We start from the raw sequence: 17,399 nt of genomic DNA, 5'->3' as shown, positions 1-17,399 counted from the left end.
CCATGGCCAAGAAGGCTCTCATCGCCAAGGCCGCGCGCAAGCCGAAGTTCAAGGTGCGCGCCTACACCCGCTGCAACCGCTGCGGCCGGCCGCACTCGGTCTTCCGCAAGTTCGGCCTGTGCCGGGTGTGCCTGCGCGAGATGGCGCACGCGGGCGAACTGCCGGGCGTGTCCAAGTCCAGCTGGTAATACCGGAATCAGGCTCCCACTTCGCCACAGGCCCTCGCGATCGTCGGGGGAACCAGGCGAGAAAGGTTGACAGGTCACCATGACGATGACCGACCCCATCGCAGACTTCTTGACTCGTCTGCGCAACGCCAACTCGGCGTACCACGACGAGGTCGTGCTGCCCCACTCGAAGCTCAAGCAGAACATCGCGGAGATCCTCAAGCGCGAGGGTTACATCGCGGGTTACCGCTCCGAGCCGGGTGAGAAGCACAAGAACCTCGTCGTCGAACTGAAGTACGGCCGCAACCGCGAGCGCAGCATCGCGGGTCTGCGCCGTGTGTCGAAGCCTGGTTTGCGGGTGTACGCCAAGTCGACCGAGCTGCCCAGCGTGCTCGGCGGCCTCGGCATCGCGATCATCTCGACGTCGGGCGGTCTCCAGACCGACCGGCAGGCCAAGCGCAACGGAGTGGGCGGGGAAGTCCTCGCCTACGTCTGGTGAGGAAGGGAGTTCAGGCATGTCGCGTATCGGAAAGCTGCCGATTCCCGTCCCGGCCGGGGTCGAGGTGACCATCGACGGCCAGACCATCTCGGTCAAGGGCCCCAAGGGCACGCTGTCGCACACCATCGCCGAGCCGATCACCGTCGAGCGCGGTGAGGACGGCGTCCTGCAGGTCAAGCGCCCCGACGACGAGCGGGAGAGCAAGGCGCTGCACGGTCTCACCCGGACCCTGGTGAACAACCTGGTGGTCGGCGTGACCGAGGGCTACGAGAAGAAGCTCGAAATCCACGGCGTCGGTTACCGCGTGCAGGCCAAGGGCAAGGACCTCGAGTTCGCCCTCGGCTACAGCCACCCGGTGCTGATCGAGGCCCCGGACGGCATCACCTTCAAGGTGGAGACCCCGACCCGGTTCTCGGTGTCCGGCATCGACAAGCAGAAGGTCGGCCAGACGGCCGCGGTGATCCGTCGCCTGCGTCGCCCTGACCCGTACAAGGGCAAGGGGCTGCGTTACGAGGGTGAGCGCATCCGTCGCAAGGTCGGAAAGACGGGTAAGTGATCATGAGCGAAACTGCTACGAAGCGGAAGCCGATCGGCAAGGACGTGTCGACCCGGCGCCGCGTCGCGAAGACGCGCCGTCACTTCCGGCTCCGCAAGAAGATCAGCGGCACCGCGCAGCGCCCGCGGATGTCGGTGAAGCGGTCCTCCCGGCACATCTACGTCCAGGTGATCGACGACCTGACGGGCCACACGCTGGCCGCGGCGTCCACCATGGAGGCGGACGTGCGCGCGCTGGAGGGCGACAAGAAGGCCAAGGCCGCCAAGGTCGGCGAGCTGGTGGCCGCCCGCGCCAAGAACGCGGGCATCTCGGGTGTCGTCTTCGACCACGGTGGCAACGGCTACCACGGTCGCATCGCGGCGCTCGCCGACGCCGCCCGCGAGGGTGGGTTGGAGTTCTAGTGATGCACAACCTCGAGAACGGAAGGAACGCCTGATGCCGGGACGTACACGGCAATTCGGCGGCGGACAGGGCGGACCGGGTGGCCAGGGCGGCAACGACCGCGGCGACCGTCGTGACCGCAGGGACCGCCGCGACGGTGGCCGTGGCGGGGCCGGCCAGGAGAAGACCCCGCACCTCGAAAAGGTCGTGACGATCAACCGCGTCGCCAAGGTCGTCAAGGGTGGTCGTCGCTTCAGCTTCACCGCTCTCGTCGTCGTCGGTGACGGTGACGGCCAGGTCGGCGTCGGCTACGGCAAGGCCAAGGAGGTGCCCGCGGCGATCGCCAAGGGTGTCGAGGAGGCGAAGAAGAACTTCTTCCGCGTGCCTCGGATCGCCGGCACCATCCCGCACCCGGTCCAGGGTGAGGACGCCGCCGGTGTGGTCCTGCTCCGCCCCGCCAGCTCCGGTACCGGTGTCATCGCCGGTGGCCCGGTGCGTGCGGTGCTGGAGTGCGCGGGTGTGCACGACGTGCTGTCGAAGTCCCTGGGCTCCGACAACGCGATCAACATCGTGCACGCGACCGTGGCGGCGCTGAAGGCCCTGCAGCGTCCGGAGGAGGTGGCGGCCCGCCGTGGCCTGCCGCTCGAGGACGTGGCGCCGGCTCGCATGCTCCGCCAGCGCGCGGGACAGGGGGTCTGACATGGCTCAGCTGAAGGTCACCCAGGTCAAGAGCAAGATCGGCACCAAGCGGAACCACCGGGACTCGCTGCGGACCCTCGGTCTGCGCAAGATCCGGCAGTCCGTGGTGCGGGAGGACACTCCTGAGGTGCGTGGCCTGATCCACACGGTCCGCCACCTCGTGAGCGTCGAGGAGGTCCAGTCATGACCGCCATCAAGATCCACCACCTCCGGCCGGCTCCTGGCGCCAAGCGCGACAAGATCCGCGTCGGCCGTGGTGAGGGCTCGAAGGGCAAGACCGCGGGCCGCGGTACCAAGGGCACCAAGGCCCGGAAGAACGTGCCCGCCGGGTTCGAGGGTGGGCAGATGCCCATCCACATGCGGCTGCCGAAGCTGCGTGGCTTCAAGAACCGGTTCCGCACGGAGTACCAGCCGGTGAACGTGGGCGACATCGCCCGCGTGTTCACCGACGGTGGCAGCGTGTCGAAGGAGGACCTGGCCGCCCGCGGTCTCGTCCGCAAGGGCAAGCTGGTGAAGGTGCTGGGCAACGGCGACGTCAGCGTCAAGCTGGACGTCACCGCCGACGCCTTCTCCAACTCGGCCAAGGAGAAGCTCGAAGCCGCGGGTGGTTCCGCCACCACGGCCTGACGCTTTCCCCCAGGAACGGCCCGCCGGATCACCGGCGGGCCGTTTCGCCGTTTTCGTGACCTCAGCCTGTCACCATCGACGGATGGCGGCTGGGGAGCTGGAACAGCCCGGCTGGGACCGGCGACGGCTGCTGGGCGCCCTGCTGTGCCTGGTCGCCTCGGTCGCGGCCTTCACCGCGCCGTTCCTCACGCTCTACTCGTCCGGGGTGCTGTCGGTCACCGGCTGGGGCGCGGAGCCCTCCTCCACCGGGGTGGCCCGCAACGGTTTCCCCCTCGCCGTCGCGGGCGCTCTGCTGGCCGTGGCGGCCCTGTTCGCCGTCGTCGCGGCTCCCCGCCCGGCTCCCGCCGTCGTGCGCTGGGCCGCCGTGCTCGCCGCCGCTGTCGCCGCGGCCTTCCTGGCCGGGGTGCTGGTCACCGCCGCCGCGCAGACCGTGCGGGCGACGCCGGGGCCGGGGTTCTGGCTCGTGCTGGCGGCGGCCGTGCTGGCACTCGCGGGGACCGTACTGGCCGCTCTGCCCGCCGAAGGTCGGGTAAAGGCCACCTGACGTGTAGCGCCACCCTGCGTGGCTGTTAGAGTCGGCAGCACGCTGCGGGACAAGTCTGTCCTGGAGCGCTCCTGGCTTGCCCAGGAGGTTGTGTTCCCGCCGGCCCCGTGCCGGCCAAGCCGATCGCCGGCGACAAGCGCCGGCGACGCCGAGGAGGTCCCCCGCGTGCTCAGCGCCTTCCGCTCGGCTCTCGCCACGCCGGACCTGCGCAAGAAGATCCTGTTCACGCTGTTGATCGTGGCCGTCTACCGGATCGGTGCGGTCACTCCGGCGCCCGGGGTCTCCTACCCGAACGTGCAGACGTGCGGTGCGCAGGCCGACTCATCGGGCATCTACTCGCTGCTGAACCTGTTCAGCGGCGGTGCGCTCCTGCAGCTGTCGATCTTCTCGACCGGCATCATGCCGTACATCACCGCGAGCATCATCATCCAGCTGCTCACGGTGGTGATCCCGCGGTTCGAGGAGCTGAAGAAGGAAGGCCAGTCCGGCCAGAACAAGCTGACGCAGTACACCCGGTACCTGACGATCGCGCTGGCGATCCTGCAGGCGACCGGTGTGGTGGCGCTCGCCGACCGCGGTCAGCTGTTCCCGAACTGCACCGAGTCGATCATCCCGGACAACAGCATCTTCTCGCTGGCGATCATCGTCATCACCATGACCGCCGGTACCGCCGTGATGATGTGGCTGGGCGAGCTGATCACCGAGCGCGGCGTCGGCAACGGCATGTCCGTGCTGATCTTCCTGAACATCGCGGCCCGCATCCCCGCCGAGGGCATGAACATCCTGAACAGCCAGGGTGGCCTCGTGTTCGCGCTGGTGTGCGTGTTCGGCCTCGTCATCATCGCGAGCGTCATCTTCGTCGAGCAGGGCCAGCGCCGGATCCCCGTGCAGTACGCCAAGCGCATGATCGGCAGGCGGATGTACGGCGGGACGTCGACCTACCTGCCGATCAAGGTCAACCAGGCCGGTGTCATCCCGGTCATCTTCGCCTCTTCGCTGCTGTACCTGCCCGACCTCATCAGCCGGCTCATCGGCAACCCCACGAGCGCGTCGGGCTGGCAGGTTTTCCTGCAGAACTACGTGGTCAACCAGGGCAGCTGGGTGCACATCCTGCTGTACTTCGCCCTGATCATCTTCTTCACGTACTTCTACATCACGATCACGTTCAACGTGGACGAGCGTGCGGAGGAGATGAAGAAGTTCGGCGGCTTCATCCCGGGCATCCGCCCGGGCAGGCCGACGGCCGAGTACCTGAGCTTCGTGCTGGGCCGGATCACCCTGCCGGGGTCGATCTACCTCGGCATCATCGCGATCCTGCCGAACTTCTTCCTGTCGATGACCCAGCAGGGGAACAACCAGAGCTTCCCGTTCGGGGGGACGGCTGTGCTGATCATGGTCGGTGTCGGTCTCGACACCGTCAAGCAGATCGAAAGCCAGCTGATGCAGCGTAACTACGAAGGGTTCTTGCGATGACTCGCCTGGTTCTTGTCGGTCCCCCAGGAGCGGGGAAGGGTACCCAGGCGACGGCGCTCTCGCAGAAGCTCTCCGTGCCGCACATCTCGACGGGTGAGCTGTTCCGCGCCCACGTCTCCGAGCGCACCCCGCTCGGCGAGGAGGCCAAGCGCTACCTGGACTCGGGCGAGCTGGTGCCGGACAAGGTGACCAACGAGATGGTGCGTGAGCGCCTCGCCGAGGCCGACACGAAGGCCGGTTTCCTGCTCGACGGTTTCCCGCGCAACACCAAGCAGGCCGAGGTGCTGGGCGAGCTGCTCGCCGAGTCGGACCAGGCGCTCGACGCGGTCATCCAGCTCGAGGTGCCCGAGGACGTCGTCGTGGCCCGGCTGCTGTCGCGCGGCCGCACGGACGACACCGAGGAGGTCATCCGGCGGCGCCAGCAGGTGTACCTGTCGGAGACGGCTCCGCTGCTGGAGTACTACGCGGACATCCTGATCAAGGTCGACGGCGTCGGCGACGTCGACGAGGTCTCGGGCCGCGTGCTCGCGGCGTTGCGCGAGCGGCAGTGAGCCGGGAAGCGGTCGGATTTTGAGGTTGCGGAAGCGCAGCTCGATCGAGCTGAAGAGCCCCGGTGAGCTGCAGGCGATGCGTGCCGCCGGGCTCGTCGTGCGGCGCTCGCTGGGGCTGCTGGCGGAGGCCGCGAAGCCGGGTGTGAGCACGGGTGAGCTCGACGAGCTGGCCGAGCAGACGATCCGGGAGGCCGGGGCGGTGCCCTCGTTCAAGGGCTACCACGGCTTCCCGGGCTCGATCTGCGCGTCGGTGAACGAGCAGATCGTCCACGGCATCCCCTCGCCGCAGACGGTGCTCGCCGATGGCGACCTCATCTCGATCGACTGCGGCGCGATCCTCGACGGCTGGCACGGCGACTCGGCCGTGACGCTGGCCATCGGCGAGGTCTCGGAGGCCGACCGCAAGCTGTCGGCGGCCACCGAGGCCGCCATGTGGGCCGGGATCAAGGCGGCCGTGGCCGGCGCGAAGCTGACCGACATCTCGTTCGCGGTGCAGAGCGCCGCCGACGCCGCCTCGGTGGCCGACGGGGTGTCCTACGGGCAGATCGTGGAGTACGGCGGGCACGGCATCGGCCGTGAGATGCACATGGACCCGTTCCTGCCCAACGTCGGCAAGCCGGGCAAGGGCCCGCGGCTGGAGGTCGGCATGGCGCTGGCCATCGAGCCCATGCTGACCGGCGGCACCAGCGAGACCGTCGAGCTGGAGGACGGCTGGACGGTCGTCACCGCCGACGGTTCGCGCGCCGCCCACTGGGAGCACACGGTCGCCATCACCGGCGACGGCCCCTGGGTGCTGACCGGCCCCGAAGAGGCCTGACCGACCGCGCCGGCGGCCTCGAGTGGCCGCCTGGTGGCGAGACGCTTAACACACCTCCCCCCGCCTCGCACGACGCGACACGGGGTGCGTACACTGTCTAGTCGGCGTACTCATCACGCCGGGTCCAGCGTGCTCGTGAAACTTTTTGCGGCTTTGGAGTCGGGGTGGCGTGTGTGCCGGCACCACCAAGGCAGGCATTCGGTGCTCAACCAATATCACGAAACGCGGAGGACATGGCTAAGAAAGACGGGGCCATCGAGGTCGAGGGTCGCGTGGTCGAGCCACTCCCCAACGCGATGTTTCGAGTCGAGTTGGAGAACGGCCACAAGGTCCTGGCGCACATCAGCGGCAAGATGCGGCAGCACTACATCCGCATCCTGCCGGAGGACCGGGTCGTCGTGGAGCTTTCGCCCTACGACTTGTCCCGTGGTCGCATCGTCTACCGCTACAAGTGATGACGGTGAGCAACGCATAAGGAAGCAGGAGACGTGAAGGTTCAGCCGAGCGTCAAGAAGATCTGCGACAAGTGCAAGGTGATCCGCCGCCACGGCCGGATCATGGTGATCTGCGAGAACCTGCGGCACAAGCAGCGTCAGGGCTGATCGCGCGCACTCCGCGCAGGGCGGATTGACAGCGAGATAACCCTCCCCGCGCCTGCGGGACCGCGGACAGCGGTTCCGCCCACCCCCGGATTCCAGGCCGGGGCCGGGACACCAGCCGCGCAAGCGGGTGGCACGACAGCGAGTCGGTCCCGGAACCGGGCGGGGAGAAACCTGGAGCGGAAGAAACCACTGAAGGAGCACCAGCCGACATGGCACGACTCGCCGGCGTAGACCTCCCCCGCGAAAAGCGGTTGGAGATCGCGCTGACCTACATCTACGGGATCGGCCGTACCCGGTCCAAGGAGCTGATCGCGGCCGCGGCCCTGAACCCGGACACCCGGGTGCGGGACCTGACCGACGACGACCTCGTCAAGCTCCGCGACTACATCGAAGAGAACTACAAGGTCGAGGGTGACCTCCGCCGCGAGGTGAACGCCGACATCCGGCGCAAGATCGAGATCGGCACCTACCAGGGTCTGCGGTGGCGCCGCGGGCTGCCGGTCCGCGGTCAGCGGACCAAGACCAACGCCCGTACCCGCAAGGGCCCGAAGAAGACGGTCGCCGGCAAGAAGAAGGCTGGCAAGAAGTGAGCGTCCAGGGCAGGAAGGTCGTGCGGATGGGCGGTCAGCGCCTGGTCCGCACGTCGTGCGTGTCGCCGAAGGCTCTCTACGCCCGTCCGATGGCCCTCCGCCAGCTGTACACCGACGCCGGTTCGCTGATCCGGCGCGGCCAGCAGGAGGCCCGCATCGCCGCCGCCGCGGCTGCCGCCGAGCAGCCCGAAAACTCGCGCTAAGAGGAGAAACACCCCCACATGCCACCGAAGTCTCGTACCGCCGGGGCCAAGAAGGTCCGGCGGAAGGAAAAGAAGAACGTCGCGCACGGTCACGCGCACATCAAGAGCACGTTCAACAACACCATCGTGTCGATCACCGACCCGACCGGCGCCGTGATCTCGTGGGCGTCGTCCGGGCACGTCGGGTTCAAGGGCTCCCGCAAGTCCACCCCGTTCGCCGCCCAGATGGCCGCCGAGAACGCCGCCCGCAAGGCCGCCGAGCACGGCATGAAGAAGGTCGACGTGTTCGTCAAGGGCCCGGGCTCCGGCCGTGAGACGGCGATCCGCTCGCTGCAGGCCGCCGGGCTCGAGGTCGGCACCATCCAGGACGTGACCCCGCAGCCCCACAACGGCTGCCGCCCGCCCAAGCGGCGCCGGGTCTGAGGAACGGGGAGGAGTAAGAACACATGGCTCGCTACACCGGCCCCGCGACTCGTATCTCGCGGCGTCTCAAGGTCGACCTCATCGGCGGCGACCAGGCTTTCGAGCGTCGCCCCTACCCGCCCGGCCAGCACGGCCGCGGCCGGGTCAAGGAGTCCGAGTACCTGCTCCAGCTGCAGGAGAAGCAGAAGGCTCGCCACACCTACGGCATCCTCGAGCGGCAGTTCAGCCGCTACTACAAGGAGGCTGCGCGCCGTCAGGGCAAGACCGGTGAGAACCTGCTGCAGATCCTCGAGTCCCGGCTGGACAACGTGATCTACCGCGCCGGCATCGCCCGCACGCGCCGTCAGGCGCGCCAGCTGGTCAGCCACGGGCACTTCCTGGTCAACGGCCAGAAGGTGAACATCCCCAGCTACCAGGTGGAGAAGTGGGACATCATCGATGTCCGGCCGAAGTCGCTGCAGATGCTGCCCTTCGTGGCCGCCAAGGAGGAGTTCGGGCAGCGCCCCGTCCCCGCCTGGCTGCAGGTCGTGCCGTCCAACCTCCGTGTCCTGGTGCACCAGCTCCCCGAGCGGGCCCAGATCGAGGTTCCGGTGCAGGAACAGCTGATCGTCGAGTTCTACTCGAAGTGATCGACGGCGGGGGCCGCATCCCGGCGGCCCCCGCTTCGCCACCCCTTTCGGCGTCATATGGCGGGCGCCGGCAGGAAAGGAAACCCAGAAAGTGCTGATTTCACAGCGACCGGCCCTCGGCGAGGAGCCGATCAACGAGACCCGGTCCCGGTTCACCATCGAGCCGCTGGAGCCGGGCTTCGGCTACACCCTCGGCAACTCGCTGCGGCGCACGCTGCTGTCGTCCATCCCGGGCGCGGCGGTCACCAGCATCCGCATCGACGGGGTGCTGCACGAGTTCACCACCGTCCCCGGGGTGAAGGAAGACGTCACCGACATCATCCTGAACCTCAAGGAGCTCGTCGTCTCCTCCGAGGAGGACGAGCCGGTCACCATGTACCTGCGCAAGCAGGGCCCTGGTGAGGTCACCGCGGCCGACATCGTGCCGCCGGCCGGTGTCACCGTGCACAACCCCGATCTGCACATCGCCTCGCTGAACGGCAAGGGCAAGCTGGAGATCGAGCTGGTCGTCGAGCGCGGCCGCGGCTACGTGCCCGCCCTGCAGAACAAGCAGGCGGGTGCGGAGATCGGCCGGATCCCGGTCGACTCGATCTACTCGCCGGTCCTCAAGGTCACCTACAAGGTCGAGGCGACCCGTGTCGAGCAGCGCACCGACTTCGACAAGCTGATCCTGGACGTGGAGACCAAGCCGTCGATCACGCCCCGGGACGCCGTCGCTTCGGCGGGCAAGACGCTGGTGGAGCTGTTCGGTCTCGCCCGCGAGCTGAACGTCGACGCGGAGGGCATCGAGATCGGCCCGTCGCCGCAGGAGGCGGACACCATCGCCGCCTACGCGATGCCGATCGAGGACCTGGACCTGACCGTCCGGTCGTACAACTGCCTCAAGCGCGAGGGCATCCACACGGTGGGCGAGCTGGTTTCGCGCAGCGAGGCCGACCTGCTGGACATCCGCAACTTCGGCGCCAAGTCGATCGACGAGGTCAAGCTGAAGCTGGTCGGTCTGGGCCTGTCCCTCAAGGACAGCCCGCCCGGGTTCGACCCGACCGCTGCCGCCGCCAGCTACGACGGTGAGGGCTGGTCCTCGCCCGAGGGTGTCGACGGCATTTCCGACGCTGGCCACGACGACGGCCAGGACTACGCAGAGACGGAGCAGCTGTAGGCGGTTGACGGCTGGTCCACTGTGGACCAGCCGCCGTCGTCAGCTGTGAAGCTGAACGAGGAGAAGCAATGCCCACCCCCACGAAGGGCCCCCGTCTCGGTGGATCGCCGGCCCACGAGCGGCTGATTCTGGCGAACCTGGCCACGTCGCTCTTCGAGCACGGCAAGATCACCACCACCGAGGCCAAGGCTCGCCGGGTCCGTCCGCTCGCCGAGAAGCTGATCACCAAGGCGAAGCGCGGCGACCTGCACAACCGGCGCCAGATCCAGCGGGTCATCCGCGACAAGGATGTGGTGCACAAGCTGATCGCCGAGATCGGCCCGTTCTTCGAGGACCGTCCGGGCGGCTACGTCCGGATCACCAAGACGATCCCGCGCAAGGGCGACAACGCCCCGATGGCGGTCATCGAACTGGTGTCGGAGAAGACGGTGACGTCGGAGGCCGAGCGCGCCCGCAAGAGCCGCTTCGCCAAGGACGAGGCCAAGACCGAGGCTCCCGCCGAGACCACGGACGCCGCCGAGGTCGCCGACCAGGACGCCGAGGCCCCGGCTTCGGCGACCAAGGAGGCCACCGCGGAGCCCGCCGAGGGCGCGGCGGAGGAGACCCCGCAGGCCGAGGCGAAGTCCGAGGAGGCTGCCGAGGAGTCCGCGGACGAGTCCAAGAAGGACGAGTCCTGACGACCGGATCCCCGCGACGCGACGAGCCCGCTTTCCCCACCGGGGAGGGCGGGCTCGTTCGTCTGCGCCTGGACGTCAGCTACGACGGCACGGACTTCTCCGGCTGGGCGCGGCAGCCAGGCCGCCGCACCGTACAGGGGCTGCTGGAAGACGCGCTGGCGAAGCAGCCGCCGGGTGCGGAGGTGCCGCGTTCGGTCGTGGTTGCCGGGCGGACGGACGCGGGGGTGCACGCCACGGGTCAGGTCGTGCACGTCGACGTCGTCCCGTTGCGCGGGCCGTCCGGGCGGCTGCCGGTGGACGAGCACGGGATCCCGGACCTGGAGCGGATGTGCCACCGCTGGAACCGGTACCTGCCGGGTGACGTCCGGGTGCTGTCCGCGCGCGTGGCGCCTGCCGGGTTCGACGCGCGCTTCTCGGCGGTGCGCAGGCACTACCGTTACCGGGTCTCAGACGCTCGTTGGGGCGTGGATCCGTTGCTGCGGCGGGACACACTGGCCTGGGGGCGTCCGCTGTCCGTGACGGCGCTGAACGAGGCGTCAGAGGCTTTGCTGGGGCTGCGGGACTTCGCGTCGTTCTGCAAGTTCCGCGAGGGCAGCACGACGATCCGGGAGCTGCAGCAGTTCGCGTGGCAGCGGCTCGACGCGCACCTCATCGAAGCCCGCGTGTCCGCGGACGCGTTCTGCCACTCGATGGTCCGCAGCCTGGTCGGTGCCCTGCTGCTGGTCGGCGACGGCCGTCGCCCCATCGGCTGGCCCGCCGAGGTGCTGCGCAGCAAGACGCGGGACAGCGCCGTCGCCCCGGCACACGGCCTCACGCTGATCGGCGTGGACTACCCGCCGGACGACGAGCTGGCGGCGCGAGCCGAGCAGACCCGCGCCCTCCGCCAGCCCACGGAAGCTTCCTAGCCCCGCTCAGTCGCCGCGGCGGACGGGGCCGAGGAGCTGCTGCTCCTTGGCCGTCGTGACGAGCCGGAGCGGCCGCCACAGGTTCGCGCCCAGCGCGACCACCTGGTCGTCCTTCAGCGTGGTCAGCTGCCGCATCATCTGCGGCGGCAGCCGCCAGATGCGTGCGGCCAGCTCGGCCTGGCCCACGGGCAGCCGCTGCATCAGCACGATGTCCGCCGCGTTCGCGATCGTCGTCGCCTGCGGGTGCAGGTACGGCAGCACGTACACGGTCGTCTGCCAGGGGGAGCGCGGCGGGAACAGGTCCTGCGGCGTCGGGCCGCCGTCCGTCACCACGAGCAGCGGCGCGTCCTCCGACGGCCGCGGCAGCTCGACGGGCGACAGGCGGCGGATCTGCGCCAGCGGCGAGGGCTGCCCGTTCGGGCCGGTGCCCGCGGCCTTCGGCAGCACCTGCCACGCGGCGGGACGCCCGGTCGCGATGACCACCCACGCACCCACCGCCATGGCCCGCAACGCCACCTGCCGGGCGAGGTACAGCCCGCCGACGAGCACGATGCGCGTCGGCACCGCCCGCAGCGCCGAGATCGTCAGGGGTTCCCCGTTGAGCCCGGAACCGACCACGATGCCGCCGCGGTCGCCGGAGGGGCTGATCGCGTCCAGCAGTTTCGGGTCCACGGTGAACTCCGGGGCCACCCCGTTGTTCCGCCCCGGATCACGCAGTCGCAGGCTCACGCCGTTCCTCCCATCGGCAGGGTCGCCGCCAGGCCCTCGATCTGCAGGCCCCGTAACGGCGTCAGCGACACGCCCACCTTGTCGGCCAAAGTGGACAGCCGGTCGTCGGCCGCGTCGAGCTCACGCGGGTTGCGCGCGCTCATCCGGACGACGCCACGCAGCCCGATCTGGCCCTCGTCGTCGGCGGGGGAGATCGACAGCGCGACGGTCGCCGACAGCGCACGCACGCTCGTCAACGCGTTGAGGCTGTTGGTGATCCGGCCCTTCGGCCAGCTCGTGATCGCGTAGCTGGCGTGCCCGATGCCGGCGGCGGTGACGCTCGTCCAGTGCTCCCGCATGCTCGTCCGCGCGTCGCTGCCGGCGACGGCGGTGAGCTCCGCGGCGGAGATCCCGGCCCGCAGCAGCTCGTCCGGGTCCAGCGGCCGCGTCGGCACGCCCTGCGACTCGAGTGCGTTGCGCACCCGGGACAGGGCACCGATCAGCGCCCGGTGCGCACCGACGACGCCGCCCCCGCGTTCCCGCACCGCCGTGGGGCAGCGACGGGGGTCGAGCCGGATGGCGACCCACGTCGTGCGCCGCGCGGCGGCGGGCAGCGGGCCCAGGACCTCCATGTAGGACGTCAGCGCGGGCGACTCGGACGGCAGCGCGGCGCTGCCCGGGTACGTGTGCCAGATGACCTGGATGGAGTCGAGCACGACGCCGCGGTCCTCCAGCGTGGACGCGAGCGCCGACAGCGGGAGGCTCGGCGCGCCACCGGCCTGGGTGATCAACGCGGGGGTGGGCTCGACGAGCAGCACGGCGGTCCAGGTGCCGTCGTGCCAGGCGAGGCCGACCTGCTGGCGTTCGTGGTCGATGCTGTGGGCCACGACGAGGTCCGGGACGACGAGCCGCAGCAGGCTGACGCGGGCGTCCTCGGGGCCGGTGACCGCCTCGTCCTGGTTGGGTTCCACGTTCGGCGGGGGCGGGGTCGCCACCCGGTCGTGTGAGCGGAACGAGTAGCGCAGCGTCAGGCCGAACCACTGCGTGAACCACTTGCCACGCCACCGGATGATCGCGACGAGCAGCGCCGCGCCGACCACCCCGACGGCGACGTACAGCATCGAGGTGTTGATCGCGAGCAGGACCAGCCCGATCGCGAGCCCCACCTCGAGCACGACGAGGTTCGCGACGGGGAACGGGCCGAGGCTCGCGTTGGCGCGCCGGGGCCGCGCGGGCGGCGCGACGGGCGCCGGAGTGGCGCCGCCGGAGGGCGGGCCCTGCCGTCCAGGGGGAGGACCGCCGGGGCCACCGCCACCGGGTCCACCGGGGCCGCCGGGGCCCCCGCCGCCGGGGCCGCCAGGTCCACCGCCGCCAGGTCCACCCGGGCCGCCGGGGCCACCACCCCCGGGGCCACCAGGCCCGCCTGGACCACCGGGGCCGCCACCGCCCGGACCACCCGGGCCGCCGGGACCGCCGGGACCGCCAGGCCCGGGGCCACCAGGCCCACCGGGTCGACCGCTACCGGGCCCGCCAGGACCCCCCGGACCGCCGGGCACAGGGCCCACAGGCCCGCCGGGCACAGGACCGCCGGGCCCGGGAGCGGGCACGCCGGGCCCACCCGGTCCGGGCACACCCGGCCCGCCCGGGCCGGTGGGGACGAGGGGCGGCTGGCCCGGCCTTCCGTGCCGGGGCGGCGGACCCGCCGGGCGCCGGGGCGGCGGCGAGCCAGGAGGCCCACCCGGTCGTGGCGGCGTGGTGACGGACATCCGCGCTTTCTCTTCCCCTCGTCGTACTGCTGCCGAAAGCGAACCCGACCCTAGCGCGGTCGGCCCAGCTCCAGTTGCCCGAAACCCGCACCAGTACGGTTCTCCTACGGTTATCCTGCGGAACCGTACCGCGACTCGGGGAGCTGTAGGTCCAGAATGCCGTCAACACCGACAACCAAATCTCAGGTCCAGGCGTACCGCTTCGTGCTGCGCCGGATGCAGTCGGCCCTGGTACGGCGTGACTCGGTCATGCTGCACGACCCGATGCGCACGCACGGGCGCGCGACGATCGTCGGGTTCATCCTCGGGCTGCTCGGCATCGTCGGGTTCGTGATCTACGGCCTGATCAGCCCGTCCCCCGCGGTCCCGGATTCGGGCATCGTGATCGGGAAGGACTCCGGCACCATCTACGTGGTTTCGGGCAACCCCAAGTCGCTGACGCCCACGTTCAACCTCGCCTCGGCGCGGCTGCTGCTGCTCGCCCAGTCCAAGGGTGCGGCGGGGCAGGTCGTGGAACCGACTGTGGTACCGGACAATTCCCTGAAGGACATCCCGCACAACCGCCGCACCGGCATCGTGGACGGGCCGCAGTTGCTGCCGACCGCGGACCAGCGCATCAGCGACGCGTGGGGCGTCTGCGACAACCTGATCATCAACACCAAGCTGCCGGAGTCGCTCCAGCTGCAGCAGGCCGGGCGGGAGACCACCGTCTTCGCGGGGGTTTCCGATCTGGGCAAGGAACTCGCGCTCGACTCGGCGGTGTACGCCAAGGCGGACAACGGGAAGTACTACCTGATCTACCGCCTGCCCAACAACCCGAACGACCCCAACGCCAACACCGTCCGCGCGCAGGTCGACCCGAACGACCCCGCGGTCGCGTCGCTGTTCCGGCTCGCCACTCCGGCCCGGCAGATGTCGATCGGCCTGCTGGGCGCGATCCCGGAGGTGCCGAGGCTCACCGCTCCCACGATTCCGGGACTGGGCACCGGGTCGAACTTCCCGCAACTGGCCGGTGAAGGTCTGCGGAACGGCAGTGTGTTCGCGGTGAACAGCGTGACCGGGGCGCGGGACGTGTACGTGCTGCTGCCGACCGGCATCCAGAAGGTCGAACCCGCGGTCGGCGACCTGATCCGCGCCGCGCAGTCCAGCAGCCGCGACATCCCCGAGGTCAGCCCCAACGAGATCAACGGCATCCACCAGATCCAGCCGGCCGACCCGGACGCGCTGCCGGTGACCACCATGCCGTCGGTGGTCCCGACCATCCTCGACCCGACGAAGTTCCCGTCGACGTGTCTGAGTTGGACGGTCGTGAACAACCAGCCGCACACGGTCGTCTCGGTCGGGGAGACGCTGCCCAAGCCCGCCGACGCCAAGCTGATCGACATCGGCAAGCCCGACCCGGACGGGCTCAAGATCGACCACTTCTACATGCCGCCGGGCCGCGCCGCGGTGGTCCAGTCCGCGACGGGGGCGGACTCGTTCGGCAAGGGCCCGATGAGCCTGGTGACCGACAACGGCCTGCGGTACGGCATCCCGGACGCCAACACGCTCAAGGCGCTGGGGCTCGACAACCCGGCTCCGCGCCCCGCGCCCGAGACGATCCTGAAGCTGCTGCCCGCGGGCACGTCCCTCAACGTCAGCGACGCACAGCGCAGTTACGACGACATCCCGGTGAGCCCCAACGCCGGCACGTTCCCGACGCAGCAGGGTGACGCGGCCGCGGGCAGCGGCCAGTCCAACGGCGGGAACTGACCGAACGCGCGACGACAACGGGCCCGGCAGCCAGGGAGGCTGCCGGGCCCGTTGTTCGTGAGGGAGGTTCAGACCGGTACAAGCCGGACCGGCGACCCGGGTGAGGTAGCCGCCGGGCGCTGTTCTTCGCGCGATCCGGGCCGCATGCGGACGGGCACGGCGACCTCGCGATCGAGGCTGCCGGGCCCGTTCCCGCCGGAGGACTACCTACTGCGCCGGGCGGTTGCGCCGGATGGTGTGGACCACGAACAACGTGATCAGCAGGACGAGGATCCCGCCGCCGGTGCCGGCGAGCGCCACCGCCGCGGGCGTCCAGTTCCTGTGCGCCGCGGGCGGCAGACCGGACGGCAGCTGCTCTGCCCGCGCGGGCGTGATGCCTTCCTCCGAGGGCACGATCGCGGTCAGCGCCGCCACCGGGTTCACCACGCCGAAGCCGATGTAGTTGTCCCGGCCGCCGGGCGCACCGGGGTGCTGCGCGGTCGCCTCGATGCGGTGCATGACCTGCCGCGCGTTCAGGTTCGGGTACTGCGCCCGCACCAGCGCCGCGACCCCGGCGACGTACGGCGCCGCGAAGCTCGTGCCCTGGATGTCCTGCAGCTTCCCGTCTTCGACGACCTGGTTCGCCAGCGCGCTCGTGCCCTTCGACGGGTCGAGCGAGGTGATCTTCGTGCCCGGCGCGGCCACGCTCACCCACGGCCCGTTCATGCTGAACGACGCCACCCCGCCGGTCTCGTCGATCGCTGCGACCGAGAGCACGTCGTCGGCGAACCACGGCGGGCTCACGATCGACTGGGGCCGGTTCGGGTCGGGCTGGTTGTTCTGCTTGCAGCTCTCCGAGGTGTTCCCCGCGGCAGCGACGACCACGACGTCCTTCACCGTCACGGCGTAGTGGATCGCGGCCTGCAGCTCCCGCTCACCCGAGTTGATCGTGCCGTCGGCCGGACGGCAGTTGTCCACCGACATGTTGATGACGTCGACGCCGAGGTTCGCGGCCCGCACGACCGCCTGCGCCAGCGTGTGCGTGTTCCCCGCGCCCTGCCCCTGTTCACGGCTGCCGCCGCCGGTCTGCCCGCCACCACCGGAGCCCGAGGGCTGGCTGGGCTGCGAGTAGTTCTGGCTGGACTGCCGGATGGACACGATCTGCGCGTCCGGCGCGACGCCCTTGAAACCCGTGTCCGCCGGGGTGTTCGCGGCGATGATGCCGGCGACCTCGGTGCCGTGGCCGTCGCAGTCCTCGAGGCCCTGGTTGGCGGCGTTGACGTAGTCGCCGCCGCCCTGCACCGGGAACCGGAAGTACGGGTGCTCCGTGACGCCGGTGTCGATGACCGCGACCTTCATGCCGCCACCCGCGCTGCCGCGGGCGGAGACCGCGAGCTTCTGCGCCTGCTCGATCTGCAGGTACTGCTGGCCCCACGGCTTTTCCCGCAGCACGATGTTGTTGTCGAGGTCGCGCGTCACGCACTCCTTCGACTTCTGGTACGGGATGTCGCTCTGCTGCCCGTTGCCGTCACCCGGCGGCGAGACGCTCACCGGCGGCGGCGCCCACGGCTGCCCGGCGGTGGCAGGCGTCTCCTGCGCGGACGCGCTCAGCGGGCCGAAGACCCCGAGGGCCCCCGCCAGGAGCACGACCGCGGACCGGCCGGGAACCCCCAAGGTACGCACGGAACCCCT

General features: G+C 70.1%; 23 protein-coding genes and 1 pseudogene. 21 read left to right on the top strand and 3 right to left on the bottom strand.

The genetic code is table 11. From position 1 onward, the window contains the following. The first annotated feature begins 2 nt into the window (after nucleotides 1-2). The 20 genes from BMZ92_RS07640 to truA all read left to right on the top strand — a co-directional run bounded on the left by BMZ92_RS07640 (nucleotide 3) and on the right by truA (nucleotide 11,502). Complete coding sequence (locus tag BMZ92_RS07640; RefSeq protein WP_091505019.1) at nucleotides 3-188, top strand: type Z 30S ribosomal protein S14; 186 nt, start codon at nucleotides 3-5, stop codon at nucleotides 186-188. A gap of 79 nt (nucleotides 189-267) precedes the next feature. Beyond that, the gene (gene rpsH / locus BMZ92_RS07635) at nucleotides 268-666 is read left to right on the top strand and encodes a 30S ribosomal protein S8 (protein ID WP_091505018.1); all 399 of its coding nucleotides are present in this window, start codon (nucleotides 268-270) and stop codon (nucleotides 664-666) included. Nucleotides 667-682: 16 nt separating this feature from the next. Then, on the top strand, nucleotides 683-1,222 hold the full coding sequence (gene rplF / locus BMZ92_RS07630; RefSeq protein WP_091505017.1) for a 50S ribosomal protein L6: 540 nt from the start codon (nucleotides 683-685) through the stop codon (nucleotides 1,220-1,222). Nucleotides 1,223-1,224: 2 nt separating this feature from the next. Beyond that, complete coding sequence (rplR, locus tag BMZ92_RS07625; RefSeq protein ID WP_091505211.1) at nucleotides 1,225-1,623, top strand: 50S ribosomal protein L18; 399 nt, start codon at nucleotides 1,225-1,227, stop codon at nucleotides 1,621-1,623. A 34-nt stretch (nucleotides 1,624-1,657) separates the two neighbouring features. Next, nucleotides 1,658-2,302 (top strand): 30S ribosomal protein S5, encoded by a 645-nt coding sequence (gene rpsE / locus BMZ92_RS07620; protein ID WP_091505016.1) that lies wholly within the window; start codon nucleotides 1,658-1,660, stop codon nucleotides 2,300-2,302. A gap of 1 nt (nucleotide 2,303) precedes the next feature. Then, the gene (gene rpmD, locus BMZ92_RS07615; RefSeq protein ID WP_091505015.1) at nucleotides 2,304-2,489 is read left to right on the top strand and encodes a 50S ribosomal protein L30; all 186 of its coding nucleotides are present in this window, start codon (nucleotides 2,304-2,306) and stop codon (nucleotides 2,487-2,489) included. Then, a complete protein-coding gene (rplO, locus tag BMZ92_RS07610; RefSeq protein ID WP_091505014.1) occupies nucleotides 2,486-2,929 on the top strand; it encodes a 50S ribosomal protein L15 in 444 nt (147 codons plus the stop codon). Before rpmD ends, rplO begins: the two co-directional genes overlap by 4 nt. Before the next feature lie 82 nt (nucleotides 2,930-3,011). Next, entirely contained in the window at nucleotides 3,012-3,473 is a 462-nt protein-coding gene (locus BMZ92_RS07605; RefSeq protein WP_091505013.1) for a hypothetical protein, read from the top strand. Between the two features lie 165 nt (nucleotides 3,474-3,638). After that, nucleotides 3,639-4,946: a preprotein translocase subunit SecY gene (secY, locus tag BMZ92_RS07600; RefSeq protein WP_091505012.1), complete on the top strand. Its 1,308-nt coding sequence runs from the start codon at nucleotides 3,639-3,641 to the stop codon at nucleotides 4,944-4,946. Beyond that, nucleotides 4,943-5,497 (top strand): adenylate kinase, encoded by a 555-nt coding sequence (locus BMZ92_RS07595; RefSeq protein WP_091505011.1) that lies wholly within the window; start codon nucleotides 4,943-4,945, stop codon nucleotides 5,495-5,497. The genes secY and BMZ92_RS07595 overlap by 4 nt, the downstream gene beginning before the upstream one ends. A gap of 25 nt (nucleotides 5,498-5,522) precedes the next feature. Continuing rightward, nucleotides 5,523-6,314 carry a type I methionyl aminopeptidase gene (gene map, locus BMZ92_RS07590; protein ID WP_281245151.1) on the top strand — a complete coding sequence of 264 codons (792 nt, stop codon included), beginning with the start codon at nucleotides 5,523-5,525 and terminating at the stop codon, nucleotides 6,312-6,314. 233 nt (nucleotides 6,315-6,547) lie between these two features. Next, entirely contained in the window at nucleotides 6,548-6,769 is a 222-nt protein-coding gene (gene infA / locus BMZ92_RS07585) for a translation initiation factor IF-1 (RefSeq protein ID WP_004558881.1), read from the top strand. Nucleotides 6,770-6,802: 33 nt separating this feature from the next. Next, nucleotides 6,803-6,916 (top strand): 50S ribosomal protein L36, encoded by a 114-nt coding sequence (gene rpmJ / locus BMZ92_RS07580; RefSeq protein ID WP_004558882.1) that lies wholly within the window; start codon nucleotides 6,803-6,805, stop codon nucleotides 6,914-6,916. A 209-nt stretch (nucleotides 6,917-7,125) separates the two neighbouring features. Then, nucleotides 7,126-7,506 carry a 30S ribosomal protein S13 gene (gene rpsM / locus BMZ92_RS07575; protein WP_091505009.1) on the top strand — a complete coding sequence of 127 codons (381 nt, stop codon included), beginning with the start codon at nucleotides 7,126-7,128 and terminating at the stop codon, nucleotides 7,504-7,506. Next, nucleotides 7,503-7,709 (top strand): hypothetical protein, encoded by a 207-nt coding sequence (locus tag BMZ92_RS07570; protein WP_091505008.1) that lies wholly within the window; start codon nucleotides 7,503-7,505, stop codon nucleotides 7,707-7,709. The genes rpsM and BMZ92_RS07570 overlap by 4 nt, the downstream gene beginning before the upstream one ends. 18 nt (nucleotides 7,710-7,727) lie before the next feature. Continuing rightward, nucleotides 7,728-8,132, top strand: a complete 405-nt coding sequence (gene rpsK, locus BMZ92_RS07565; RefSeq protein WP_091505007.1) for a 30S ribosomal protein S11 — start codon at nucleotides 7,728-7,730, stop codon at nucleotides 8,130-8,132. Nucleotides 8,133-8,155: 23 nt separating this feature from the next. Next, a complete protein-coding gene (gene rpsD / locus BMZ92_RS07560) occupies nucleotides 8,156-8,761 on the top strand; it encodes a 30S ribosomal protein S4 (RefSeq protein WP_091505006.1) in 606 nt (201 codons plus the stop codon). A 91-nt stretch (nucleotides 8,762-8,852) separates the two neighbouring features. Beyond that, nucleotides 8,853-9,920: a DNA-directed RNA polymerase subunit alpha gene (locus tag BMZ92_RS07555; protein ID WP_091505005.1), complete on the top strand. Its 1,068-nt coding sequence runs from the start codon at nucleotides 8,853-8,855 to the stop codon at nucleotides 9,918-9,920. 68 nt (nucleotides 9,921-9,988) lie between these two features. After that, nucleotides 9,989-10,597: a 50S ribosomal protein L17 gene (rplQ, locus tag BMZ92_RS07550; protein ID WP_091505004.1), complete on the top strand. Its 609-nt coding sequence runs from the start codon at nucleotides 9,989-9,991 to the stop codon at nucleotides 10,595-10,597. Between the two features lie 68 nt (nucleotides 10,598-10,665). Continuing rightward, nucleotides 10,666-11,502 carry a tRNA pseudouridine(38-40) synthase TruA gene (gene truA, locus BMZ92_RS07545; protein ID WP_091505003.1) on the top strand — a complete coding sequence of 279 codons (837 nt, stop codon included), beginning with the start codon at nucleotides 10,666-10,668 and terminating at the stop codon, nucleotides 11,500-11,502. 6 nt (nucleotides 11,503-11,508) lie between these two features. On the opposite strand, the gene BMZ92_RS07540 is transcribed toward truA, so the two are convergent. Continuing rightward, on the bottom strand, nucleotides 11,509-12,231 hold the full coding sequence (locus BMZ92_RS07540; RefSeq protein WP_091505002.1) for a hypothetical protein: 723 nt from the start codon (nucleotides 12,229-12,231) through the stop codon (nucleotides 11,509-11,511). Continuing rightward, nucleotides 12,228-13,400, bottom strand: a pseudogene (eccE, locus tag BMZ92_RS07535) (type VII secretion protein EccE); the annotation flags it as partial. The gene BMZ92_RS07540 and the pseudogene eccE, both read right to left, overlap by 4 nt. A gap of 732 nt (nucleotides 13,401-14,132) precedes the next feature. Between eccE and eccB the strand changes: the two are divergent. Next, the gene (eccB, locus tag BMZ92_RS07525; RefSeq protein WP_091505000.1) at nucleotides 14,133-15,728 is read left to right on the top strand and encodes a type VII secretion protein EccB; all 1,596 of its coding nucleotides are present in this window, start codon (nucleotides 14,133-14,135) and stop codon (nucleotides 15,726-15,728) included. A 207-nt stretch (nucleotides 15,729-15,935) separates the two neighbouring features. Here eccB and mycP read toward each other — a convergent pair whose 3' ends face one another. Continuing rightward, the gene (mycP, locus tag BMZ92_RS07520) at nucleotides 15,936-17,390 is read right to left on the bottom strand and encodes a type VII secretion-associated serine protease mycosin (protein ID WP_091504999.1); all 1,455 of its coding nucleotides are present in this window, start codon (nucleotides 17,388-17,390) and stop codon (nucleotides 15,936-15,938) included. Nucleotides 17,391-17,399: the final 9 nt, after the last annotated feature.

The organism is Amycolatopsis sacchari (assembly GCF_900114035.1).
GTDB classification, from domain to species: Bacteria; Actinomycetota; Actinomycetes; order Mycobacteriales; family Pseudonocardiaceae; genus Amycolatopsis_E; species Amycolatopsis_E sacchari.
Note: the sequence above shows the minus strand (reverse complement) of the source record. Positions and strands in the feature narration are given on the sequence as shown.